Source organism: Streptomyces sp. NBC_00996 (genome assembly GCF_045162675.1).
Classification (GTDB): domain Bacteria; phylum Actinomycetota; class Actinomycetes; order Streptomycetales; family Streptomycetaceae; genus Streptomyces.
The window spans coordinates 5,213,892-5,224,669 of sequence record NZ_CP108723.1; the positions used below are offsets into that span (position 1 = coordinate 5,213,892).

The window sequence follows — 10,778 nt, forward strand, 5'->3', positions numbered from 1 at the left end:
CCTCGGGAGAACCGAACCTTCTCGGTTCTTTCCTCTAAATTCTGCACCTTGACCCGCGTTGCCCGAAATGGCGGACGCGAGTCGAGTCGGTTATAGGACGAACGGCTTGTCCTCGGCACTACAACTACACCATCTGTCCAGCCGCGTCGGCCAAACCGATGGAATTGCCCTCCCAGGTGTTCATCAGCGACGGAAGCCGATGGACCATGCCATAGCGGACAGTCACGCCGCTGTGACGATCAGTCACAGGGCGATCAGGAGTCATCAGACCCCCCATAGCGTGCAATGCTGAGATTCCACCCATACATGGATGGATGGAGCCTTCCCCCGGACTCCTTGTCCTATTTTGGCACGAGGAGGGGCAAGCGGCGCAAGAGCCAGGTAAGTGCTGTCCATCACGCTTGGCACCGCCTTGACACCGCTTGAGACGAAAGCCCGGATCAGGACCTACGTCCCGGAGTGAGGGTTCTTCAGCGTGGGAGGACCATACGCCAGTTCGACGCGAACCAGTGAGAAGCAGATCACACGACCCACACGCCTCAGAGGTCTCAGTTGGCCGAGCGCCGGTCCCTGACCGAACGCCACCGCTCCACGAGCCGCCCGTACGCCTCGCCCGCCGCGGCACCGTCCCCGCCGCGCAGCGCCTCGATGCCCTCGGAGACGTCCGCGGCCGAATGGTCCCCCTCGAGGTGCCCGGCCGGCAGCACGTGCACGAGCCCGCCGTAGTCCAGCTCGACCAGCGAGCGCGGATGGAACTCCTCCAGCCAGCGCCCCACGTCCACCAGGCCGTCGATGAGCGGCCCCTCGTCGAGGGTGTCCTTCAGCGTCTTCAGGGCCCGCGCCGTGCGCCGCCGGGCCTGCACCATCGGCGTCCGGTAGCGCAGCACCGGCTCGGCGCCGCCGGGCCCCGCCCCCTTCTCGTACTCCCGCTCCTCGTCGGAGACGAGCACGAACCAGTTCAGCGGCACCTGCCAGGTGGAGGTGCGGATCCACGGACGGGCGTCGGGGTTGCGGGCCATCCAGCGCTCGTAGTCCAGGGCGGCCTGACGGCGTACCCACGGCGGCAGCACAGCGTCGAGGACGGGCGCCGGCAGCTCCTCGGCCAGCTCGCCCAGGGCCTGCCAGCCGCGCAGCCGGGTGCGCCAGGGGCAGACGCAGAGCACCCCGTCGACCTCCGCCACGAAGGCGTCGCCGCTCTCCTGCACCGGCACGGGGATCGGCGGGGTGGGCAGCAAGTCGGCCAGCGAGCGACGCAGTTCGTCCTGGTACGAGGGGCGCTCCGCGCGGCGGGCATAGCGCGCCCAGTGGCCCCGCTCCGGCTCCGGGAAGGCGGCCAGCGGTTCATACACGCGCAGATACGACGCGTACGGGACGATCACCGAGGACACCTTGGGCACGCCTGCTCCCTCCCCCGTTGGCCACCAGGAAAACCAGCGGAAACCGCTCACAACCTCACGAGAAATCTATGCAAATCGAACCACGGCTGTACTCCGCCGGTAGGTGATCCTGAACACTGCACCTAAGGCGGGTGGGCGCAGGCTCTAGTCTCATGCCCACGGAGCCCCCCATCCGCACGGGCCCCGCACCCAACCGCCGCTTATTACCTGGGAGTCACCACAGTGACCGACGTAACCGACGGCGTCCTGCACACCCTGTTCCATTCGGACCAGGGGGGGCATGAGCAAGTCGTGCTCTGCCAGGACCGCGCCAGCGGCCTCAAGGCCGTCATCGCCATTCACTCCACCGCACTGGGCCCGGCCCTCGGCGGTACGCGCTTCTACCCGTACCGGAGCGAGGAGGAGGCCGTCGCCGACGCCCTCAACCTCTCGCGCGGCATGTCGTACAAGAACGCCATGGCCGGTCTCGACCACGGCGGCGGCAAGGCCGTGATCATCGGCGACCCGGAGCAGATCAAGTCCGAGGCGCTGCTCCTCGCGTACGGCCGGTTCGTGGCCTCGCTGGGCGGCCGGTACGTCACCGCGTGCGACGTCGGTACGTATGTGGCCGACATGGACGTCGTGGCGCGCGAGTGCCGCTGGACCACGGGTCGCTCGCCCGAGAACGGCGGCGCCGGGGACTCCTCCGTCCTCACCGCCTTCGGTGTCTTCCAGGGCATGCGGGCCTCCGCCCAGCACATGTGGGGCGACCCGACGCTGCGCGGCCGCAAGGTCGGCATCGCGGGCGTCGGCAAGGTGGGCCACCACCTGGTGCAGCATCTGCTGGAGGACGGCGCCGAGGTCGTGATCACGGACGTACGCGAGGAGTCGGTACGCCGGATTCTGGACACGCACCCGGCCGGTGTCACGGCCGTCGCGGACACCGAGGCACTCATCCGCACCGAGGGCCTCGACATCTACGCCCCGTGCGCGCTGGGCGGGGCGCTGAACGACGAATCCGTGCCCGTCCTCACCGCGAGGATCGTGTGCGGCGCCGCCAACAACCAGCTCGCGCACCCGGGCGTCGAGAAGGACCTCGCCGACCGCGGGATTCTCTACGCCCCCGACTACGTGGTGAACGCGGGCGGTGTCATCCAGGTCGCCGACGAACTGCACGGTTTCGACTTCGACCGGTGCAAGGCGAAGGCCGCGAAGATCTTCGACACCACGTTGGGCATCTTCGCACGTGCGAAGGAAGACGGCATTCCGCCGGCCGCCGCGGCCGACCGGATCGCCGAGCAGCGGATGGCGGAGGCCCGGCGTCGCTGACCTTGTGACGGGTACCCGCCGACGGTAGTTAGAGAGAACTCTCACGTCTGTCGGCGGGTCGTCGGCCAAGAAGAGGTTAAAATCGCGGTTGACCAGCGAGGACGGGGCTCCTCGCGGGTTCTGCGCACACGCGCGTCCTGCGGGCGACGTACCGTATGGGCGTGGGCTCAGGTACCGTGGAAGCCCTACGGACCGGTCTCTCCGCGGAGAGCCCGTTCCAGATCATGAACGCGTGTCAAGACTCTGGGGCCGTCGAGCCCCGTCACCGAGGGGGTCGAGCCATGGGGCGCGGCCGGGCCAAGGCCAAGCAGACGAAGGTCGCCCGCCAGCTGAAGTACAACAGCGGCGGGACTGACCTGTCGCGTCTGGCCAACGAGCTGGGCGCTTCGACTTCGAGCCAGCCGCCGAATGGCGAGCCGTTCGAGGACGACGACGAGGAAGACGACCCGTACGCCCAGTACGCGGATCTGTACAACGACGACGAGGACGAGGACGACGAGTCCGGTCCGTCGTCACAGCAGCGTCGCGGCGCTTGACTGTCCAGCAATGCTTCACCCGGTCCGGGGCGGATACGCGCCGGACCGGGTTTTGCGCTGCCGTCCGGCGCCGTCAGCTGGCCGTCCCGGGCACCGTCCCGGACGGGATCACTGACTAGTGCCGCGTCAGCCGAGGTTCGCCCCGTCGCGACGCCCGGCACGCTCCCCCACTGCCTCAAGGGCGTGGGAGGTGCCCCCACTCGCCGCACCGGCCGAAAGCCCAAGTACGTCCAGTACGAGGACTTCCGGCCGGCACTCCCCCAGCCTTCGGCCGGGGGGACCCCCAGAGCACGCACCGGACGCCGCTCCTTGACGGGCAAACCCTGGCTGACCCGGCACTAGCCGGTGTAGTCCCCGATGAGCGCCGCGCCCGTCTCGTGTTCGCCGCGCTCGGTGAGCTCACCGGCGATCCAGGCGTCCACCCCGCGGTCCGCGAGGGTGGCCAGTGCCACATCCGCGGACTCCTCGGGGACGATCGCGATCATGCCGACGCCCATGTTCAGCGTCTTCTCCAGCTCCAGGCGCTCGACGTCGCCGGTCCTGCCGACGAGGTCGAAGACCGGGGCCGGGGTCCAGGTCTCACGGTCGACGACGGCGTGCAGGTCGTCCGGGATGACGCGGGCCAGGTTGGCCGCGAGCCCCCCGCCGGTGATGTGGCTGAACGCGTGCACCTCGGTGGTCCGGGTCAGCGCCAGGCAGTCCAGCGAGTAGATCTTGGTGGGCTCCAGGAGTTCTTCGCCGAGCGTGCGGCCGAACTCCTCGACGTGCTGGTCCAGGCGAAGGTTCGCCCGGTCGAACAGGACATGCCGGACGAGCGAGTACCCGTTCGAGTGAAGACCGGAGGCCGCCATGGCGATCACCGCGTCACCCTTACGGATACGATCCGAGCCGAGCAGCTGGTCGGCCTCGACCACACCGGTGCCCGCCCCCGCGACGTCGAAGTCGTCCGGACCGAGCAGACCCGGGTGCTCCGCCGTCTCGCCGCCCACCAGGGCGCACCCCGCGAGCACACACCCCTCGGCGATGCCCTTCACGATGGCCGCGACGCGCTCCGGGTGGACCTTGCCGACGCAGATGTAGTCGGTCATGAAGAGCGGCTCGGCGCCGCACACCACGATGTCGTCCATGACCATCGCGACCAGGTCGTGGCCGATGGTGTCGTACACGCCGAGCTGCCGGGCGAGGTCGACCTTGGTACCCACGCCGTCGGTCGCGGAGGCGAGCAGCGGGCGCTCGTAGCGCTTGAGGGCGGAGGCGTCGAAGAGGCCGGCGAAGCCGCCGAGGCCGCCGAGGACCTCGGGGCGCTGCGTCTTCTTCACCCACTCCTTCATCAGCTCTACGGCGCGGTCGCCCGCTTCGATGTCGACGCCGGCAGCCGCGTAGGAAGCACCGGGGGTGCCCGTCGACGCAGTCGACTGATCAGAAACAGCAGACATTGCCTGGGATCTTTCGGGTTGGTGAAACGGGGCTCTGCGGCGCTTACGGGCGACGGATGGCGTCGGCCGCGGCCGTGGCTGCGGGACCCGCGGCCAGCTCGGTCTCCAGGAGCTGCTTGCCGAGCAGCTCGGGGTCCGGGAGCTCCATCGGGTACTCGCCGTCGAAGCAGGCGCGGCACAGGTTCGGCTTGGCGATGGTGGTCGCCTCGATCATGCCGTCGATGGAGATGTACGAGAGGGAGTCGGCGCCCAGCGAGGTGCCGATCTCCTCGATGGTCATGCCGTTGGCGATCAGCTCCGCGCGGGTCGCGAAGTCGATGCCGAAGAAGCAGGGCCACTTCACGGGGGGCGAGGAGATCCGGATGTGGACCTCGGCCGCGCCCGCTTCCCGCAGCATGCGCACCAGCGCGCGCTGGGTGTTGCCGCGCACGATCGAGTCGTCGACGACGACCAGGCGCTTGCCCTTGATGACTTCCTTGAGCGGGTTCAGCTTCAGACGGATGCCGAGCTGGCGGATCGTCTGCGAGGGCTGGATGAAGGTCCGGCCGACGTAGGCGTTCTTGACCAGACCGGCGCCGAAGGGAATGCCGGAGGCTTCCGCGTAACCGATCGCGGCGGGCGTCCCGGACTCCGGGGTCGCTATCACCAGATCGGCCTCGACAGGGGCTTCCTTGGCGAGCTTGCGGCCCATCTCGACGCGCGAGAGGTACACGTTCCGGCCGGCGATGTCCGTGTCCGGACGGGCCAGATAGACGTACTCGAAGACACAGCCCTTGGGCTTCGCTTCCGCGAACCGTGACGTACGGAGGCCGTTCTCGTCGATGGCGACGAACTCGCCCGGCTCGATCTCGCGGACGTAGGCGGCGCCGCAGATGTCGAGGGCGGCGGACTCGGAGGCGACGACCCAGCCACGCTCCAGGCGGCCGAGGACCAACGGGCGGATGCCCTGCGGGTCGCGAGCCGCGTAGAGGGTGTGCTCGTCCATGAAGACGAGGGAGAAGGCGCCCTTGACCTGCGGGAGGACCGTGTGAGCGGCCTCTTCGATGGTCAGCGGCTTGCCGTCGTCGTCGACCTGGGCCGCGAGGAGCGCGGTCAGCAGGTCGGTGTCGTTGGTGGCCGCCACACGTGTGGTGCGGCCGTCCTGCTTGGGCAGATCGGCGACCATCTCGGCGAGCTGCGCCGTGTTGACGAGGTTGCCGTTGTGGCCGAGCGCGATGGAGCCGTGCGCGGTGGCGCGGAACGTCGGCTGGGCGTTCTCCCAGACGGAGGCGCCGGTGGTCGAGTAGCGGGCGTGACCGACCGCGATATGACCCTGGAGCGAACCGAGAGAAGTCTCGTCGAAGACCTGGGACACAAGGCCCATGTCCTTGAAGACGAGGATCTGGGAGCCGTTGCTGACCGCGATTCCCGCGGATTCCTGACCCCGATGCTGGAGGGCGTAGAGCCCGAAGTAAGTGAGCTTGGCGACCTCTTCGCCCGGAGCCCAGACACCGAAGACGCCGCAAGCGTCCTGGGGGCCTTTCTCACCGGGAAGCAGATCATGATTGAGTCGACCGTCACCACGTGGCACGCCACCGAGTGTAGGCGAGATCGACCACGGGTCCGAATTGGGGATACGGGGTCCCCATCGATCACTTGCCGGCGACGGCGCTGACGACGGTGCCGTTTGCGCTGGTCAGCGTGAGGGTGCGGTGATCCAATTCGTATCCGACCGTGCCGTCGAAGAGGCCGAGCAGGGTCTTCTCGGTGTCCATGAGTGAGCCGTCGCACATCATGCGTGTGGTCTTGGCAGCCCCGAGGGTGATGTGTCCGTCGCGGACGGTGGCCATTGCGGACACGTGGTTGCAGCCGAGGCTGCCGCTGAGGGTGCCCTGCTTCTCGTCGAGGACGAGGTACGCCTTGGCTCCGGCGGGGAGGGAGTGGGCCACGTCGGCGTCGCCGAGGGCCGTGACGTTCCACCGGGTGCCGTAGAGGGGGGCGTCCTGCTCCTTGGTGAGATCGACGCGGTCGCCGTCGTCCGTGGTGAGCGTCAGTTCGTCGCCCTTGACCTTGCTGGTGAAAGTGCCGCCGGTGAAGGTGCGGCTCAGGCTCTCCTCGAAGGCCATCGAGGCCTTCGGGCAGCCCATGTCGGTCGTCTGGATGTCCCCGAAGTCGACGTGGTCGCCCTTGAGGGTGACGGTCGAGCCGAAGCTGTTGCAGCCCGCATTGCCGCTGACCCGGCCGTCCTCGCCGATCCGCAGATACGCGCTCTCGGGTGCCTGCCTGGTCCTGCCGTCCACCGTGAGGCTGTCGAGGGTCCAGTGGACTCCGGTGACGGGTGACGAGCCCGCCGCCGCCACGGAGCTGCTGCCGCTGCCCGGCTGTGTGCCACAGGCCACCGCGAGCGGAAGCAGGGTCAGTGCGGTGAGCGTCAGTCGCTGCTTGTCCATGCCGATGTGACGGGAGGGGTGGGGTGGTCGGTTCCCGGTTCTTTCACCCCCTCCCCCCTGCCCATTGCCGTCCCTGGGGGTACCGCCCCCGGACCCCCGCCCAAAAAGACTGCGCAGTTGCCCGCACCCATGCGCAGCCGAAAAGCCGGTACGGGACGGGCAGGGGCGGAGGGGGCGAAAAAGGCCTTACGCGGGCGGCGGCGGGGCGGCTCAGCCCATCAACGGGAGGAGCCCTCCGAGGTCCGCGCGTTCCCCGCTCGCGCTGACCTTGGCATCCTCCAGCGCCGCCTCCCAGACCGTACGCCCCGTAGCGAGCCGGATCCACGTCAGCGGATCGGTCTCCACGACGTTCGGCGGAGTGCCGCGGGTGTGCCGCGGCCCTTCCACACACTGCACGACGGCATACGGCGGAATCCGCACCTCCGTCGACGCCCCCGGTGCCTTCTCGGCAAGCGCGTCGGCGAGCAGCCGAGTACAGGCGGCGAGCGCCTGCCGGTCGAAGGGGATGTCGGTGCCCGCGGCGCGGTTCAGGTCGTCGGTGTGGACGACGAGTTCCACGGTGCGGGTGACGAGGTAGTCGGCGAGCGTCATCGCACCGGTGCGCGCCGCGAGCAGCCGGTCGTCCGGCGCCGTGGGCAGACGCTCGGCGATCCGCTGCTCGGTGCGGTCGTAGAGCGCGTCGAGGTCGGGGTTCTCCTCGGCGAGCGCGCTGCTGCCGTCCGCGATGTCCCCGGCCCGCGCGGCAGTCGCGAACGGCCAGTCGAGGAGCCCGAGTTCGGCCTTCACCGGCTCGTCCCGGTCGAGGTTCCGGCTCACGGTCTCGACGGCCATCGTGATATGCGCGGCCAATTCCCGCACCCTCCAGTCCCCGAGGTGCGTGGGCCGTGCCAACTGCTCCTCGGTGAGAGTGCGAACGCCGTCCCGTACGTTCCCGAACTGCGCGAGCACCGCCGCGCGGATCTTGGCGGAGTCGTACGTACGGGCGCGTCTCTTGGCCGGGGGCATGGCCATCACCCTAGTGTCCTGCGCCATCAATTCGTCGTTAGTTCTTGGTGCCCCACTGCCGCCGACTTGGCCGAATACTCGCAGGCCGGGGCTGGATGGGCGGACAACCAACCCGGCCGGGCAAGGCGCGAATCCACCGACGAACTTCTGGCGCAGCGCACTAGTGCCGCGTCGGCCAAGGTTCGCCCCGTCGCGACGCCCGGCACGCTCCCCCACTGCCTCAAGGGCGTGGGAGGTGCCCCCACTCGCCGCACCGGCCGAAAGCCCAAGTACGTCCAGTACGAGGACTTCCGGCCGGCACTCCCCCAGCCTTCGGCCGGGGGGGACCCCCAGAGCACGCACCGGACGCCGCTCCTTGACGGGCGAACCCTGGCTGACCCGGCACTAGAGCTTGACGGCGTATCCGCTCAGACCCTTTTCGATCAGGTCGAAGGCGTGCCGGGCGCGTTCGGCGGCGGCGTCGGCGACGACGTCCGGGCTCTCGCCGGCTTCGACGCGGTTGTGGTGCTCCTCGATGAGGGCGTTGCGGGCGGCGCTCAGTGTGGCGGCGACGACCGTGGCGAGCATCGCGTCGCCGGTCTCCTCGGCAAGGACGCCGGCCAGGTCTCGCGTGCCCTTCTGGGCGGCGAGGAAGGCGCGTTCCATCAGGGCCGGGGTCTCCATGACGAGTCGGCGCACCTGGCGGGCGAAGGGCTCGCTGTGCAGGCCGACCGAGGGATCGCGGGCCTCGACCAGCTCCAGGAACTGCCGGCGTACGGCGTCCACCGCGGATTCGCCCGGTTTCCGCTCACGCACGGCGCGGGCCACGTCGCCGAAGTGCTCCTCCATGGGGCGGAAGACCAGGTCCTCCTTGGTGCCGAAGTAGTTGAAGACCGTCATCTTCGACACCTCGGCCGCTTCGGCGACCTCCTGCACCGAGACGTTGTCGAAGCCCCGCTCGACGAAAAGGTCGACCGCCGCCCGGTAGATCCGCTTCGCCGTCTGCAGCTTCTTGCGTTCGCGCAGCCCCATCGCCTCAGCCATGGGACCACTGTACCAATGGCCGATGTACCTGGATTAAATTTGAGCCCGGATGAAACATTGATTCAGTACACACTTCTGGGGCAGGGTGATGCCCATGACCGAGACCCGGCGCAAAATCGGCTTCCTCATCTGTCTCGTCACGATCGTGCTGGCCGTCCTGGACCTGCAGATCGTGTCGGCGGCGACCGTCCCGATCGTCCGGGACCTCGATCCGGACCACGGCGTCGACAAGATCCCCTGGCTGGTCAGCGCGTTCGCGCTGGCGTCGGCCGCGATGCTGCCGCTGTACGGCAAGCTCTGCGACACCCTGGGCGCCAAGCGCGTCTTCACCGGCGCGATCGCCACGTTCCTGCTCGGCTCCGCGCTGTGCGGCGCCGCCCAGTCGATGGACCAGCTCATCGCGGCCCGTGCGGTGCAGGGCCTGGGCGGCGGCGGACTGATGAGCGTGACGATGGTGGTGATCGCCCACCTCAAGGGCCCGGACGAGGCGGGTGCCGGCAAGGGCGGCAACGCCGGCGGGCTCGTCGCGGGCGCCGGCATGGCGGTCGGCCCGTGGATCGGCGGTCTGCTCGCCGACCATGCGAGCTGGCGCTGGATCTTCTACGTCAACCTGCCCATCGGCCTCGCGGTCCTGGCCGCGTCCGCCTTCGTCCTCAAGCTCCCCGACCACCCGGTGCGCCGCCCGCTCGACTACCTGGGCGCCGCTCTCGGCGCCGCGTTCTCCAGCGCCCTGCTCCTGGTCACGGACTGGGGCGGCCACCGGTACGCCTGGTCCTCCCCGATCGTCGTCGCACTGATCGTCACGGCCGCCGCGGCCCTCGCCCTGTTCCTGTGGCGGCAGACCCGGGCGGCCGAACCGATCCTCCCGCTCTCGCTGTTCCGGGTCCGCGAACTGCGCCTCGGCTTCGTGATCCAGGCCATCGTGGGGGCCGCGATGATGTGCGCCATCTACTACGTGCTCGTCTATCTGCAGATCGTCCGCGGCGTCGCCAGCTCCTCCGCCGGTCTCTACCTGATCTTCATGGCAGTCGGGATGTCGACGGCGGGCCTGCTCTCCGGACGGCTCACCACGCGAGGCTGGTCCGCGCGGACCTTCACCCTCAGCGGCACGGCCACCACCGCCCTCGCCTTCGCCGCCCTCGCCATCACGACCGGCCCCACCAGCTCCCTTTGGCTGGTCCGCGCCGCGCTCCTGCTGATGGGCCTCGGCCTGGGACAGCTCATGGGCCAGCTGATCCTGCTCGTGCAGTTCGCCGCACCGCGCCACCAACTCGGCGTCGCCACCACCGGCATCCGGTTCTTCCAGACCCTCGGCAGCGCGCTCGGCGCCTCCGTCTTCGGTACGGTCCTGGCCCGGCTCTACGCCGCCGACGGCCCCGGCGGCGACGTCAGCGCCCTCGCCCGGCTGACCGGAACCGTCCACGCCGAGGGCGTGCGCGCCTTCGTCTCCGCGACGGACGTGGTGTTCTGGAGCGGCGCCGCCCTGATGACGCTCGCCGCGATTCTGGCGGTGTGGCTGCCCAGGCCGGAGCGGCCGGAGGACACCGAGCAGCCCTCGCGGCAGCCGGAGCCCGTCCCGGCCTGACGGTCGGATCCGGTGCAACGGTCGGATCCCGGTGTGACGGTCAGGCGCCGGACCGACGG

Annotated in this window: 9 protein-coding genes; 3 read left to right on the forward strand and 6 right to left on the reverse strand. The window is 69.4% G+C overall.

From position 1 onward, the window contains the following. Positions 1 to 548: 548 nt before the first annotated feature. Complete coding sequence (locus tag OG390_RS24555) at positions 549 to 1,397, reverse strand: hypothetical protein (protein WP_406171077.1); 849 nt, start codon at positions 1,395 to 1,397, stop codon at positions 549 to 551. A 222-nt stretch (positions 1,398 to 1,619) separates the two neighbouring features. Between OG390_RS24555 and OG390_RS24560 the strand changes: the two genes are divergently transcribed. Together OG390_RS24560 and OG390_RS24565 are read left to right on the forward strand one after the other, a co-directional pair. Next, positions 1,620 to 2,705, forward strand: coding sequence for a Leu/Phe/Val dehydrogenase (locus OG390_RS24560; protein WP_406171079.1), 1,086 nt, complete (start codon positions 1,620 to 1,622; stop codon positions 2,703 to 2,705). A 281-nt stretch (positions 2,706 to 2,986) separates the two neighbouring features. Next, positions 2,987 to 3,241, forward strand: a complete 255-nt coding sequence (locus OG390_RS24565; RefSeq protein ID WP_005315345.1) for a DUF3073 domain-containing protein — start codon at positions 2,987 to 2,989, stop codon at positions 3,239 to 3,241. A 338-nt stretch (positions 3,242 to 3,579) separates the two neighbouring features. Here the strand turns inward: OG390_RS24565 and purM are convergent, their stop codons facing one another. From purM to OG390_RS24590, 5 genes are all read right to left on the reverse strand, one after another. Then, a complete protein-coding gene (purM, locus tag OG390_RS24570) occupies positions 3,580 to 4,677 on the reverse strand; it encodes a phosphoribosylformylglycinamidine cyclo-ligase (protein ID WP_406171081.1) in 1,098 nt (365 codons plus the stop codon). Between the two features lie 43 nt (positions 4,678 to 4,720). Further along, positions 4,721 to 6,247: an amidophosphoribosyltransferase gene (gene purF, locus OG390_RS24575; protein WP_399082733.1), complete on the reverse strand. Its 1,527-nt coding sequence runs from the start codon at positions 6,245 to 6,247 to the stop codon at positions 4,721 to 4,723. 61 nt (positions 6,248 to 6,308) lie between these two features. Next, a complete protein-coding gene (locus tag OG390_RS24580; protein ID WP_406171083.1) occupies positions 6,309 to 7,106 on the reverse strand; it encodes an META domain-containing protein in 798 nt (265 codons plus the stop codon). A gap of 210 nt (positions 7,107 to 7,316) precedes the next feature. Further along, the gene (locus OG390_RS24585; RefSeq protein WP_406177836.1) at positions 7,317 to 8,111 is read right to left on the reverse strand and encodes a sterol carrier family protein; all 795 of its coding nucleotides are present in this window, start codon (positions 8,109 to 8,111) and stop codon (positions 7,317 to 7,319) included. A 384-nt stretch (positions 8,112 to 8,495) separates the two neighbouring features. Next, the gene (locus OG390_RS24590; RefSeq protein ID WP_406171084.1) at positions 8,496 to 9,134 is read right to left on the reverse strand and encodes a TetR/AcrR family transcriptional regulator; all 639 of its coding nucleotides are present in this window, start codon (positions 9,132 to 9,134) and stop codon (positions 8,496 to 8,498) included. A gap of 94 nt (positions 9,135 to 9,228) precedes the next feature. Here OG390_RS24590 and OG390_RS24595 point away from each other — a divergent pair, with 94 nt between their 5' ends. Then, entirely contained in the window at positions 9,229 to 10,719 is a 1,491-nt protein-coding gene (locus OG390_RS24595; protein ID WP_406171086.1) for an MFS transporter, read from the forward strand. Positions 10,720 to 10,778 lie beyond the last annotated feature (59 nt).

Bases quoted from the DNA above. Each gene is read 5' to 3' on its own strand.
- OG390_RS24565 (WP_005315345.1), top strand. From the start codon at position 2,987: ATGGGGCGCGGCCGGGCCAAGGCCAAGCAGACGAAGGTCGCCCGCCAG.
- purM (WP_406171081.1), bottom strand. From the start codon at position 4,677: ATGTCTGCTGTTTCTGATCAGTCGACTGCGTCGACGGGCACCCCCGGT.
- OG390_RS24580 (WP_406171083.1), bottom strand. From the start codon at position 7,106: ATGGACAAGCAGCGACTGACGCTCACCGCACTGACCCTGCTTCCGCTC.
- OG390_RS24585 (WP_406177836.1), bottom strand. From the start codon at position 8,111: ATGCCCCCGGCCAAGAGACGCGCCCGTACGTACGACTCCGCCAAGATC.
- OG390_RS24590 (WP_406171084.1), bottom strand. From the start codon at position 9,134: ATGGCTGAGGCGATGGGGCTGCGCGAACGCAAGAAGCTGCAGACGGCG.
- OG390_RS24595 (WP_406171086.1), top strand. From the start codon at position 9,229: ATGACCGAGACCCGGCGCAAAATCGGCTTCCTCATCTGTCTCGTCACG.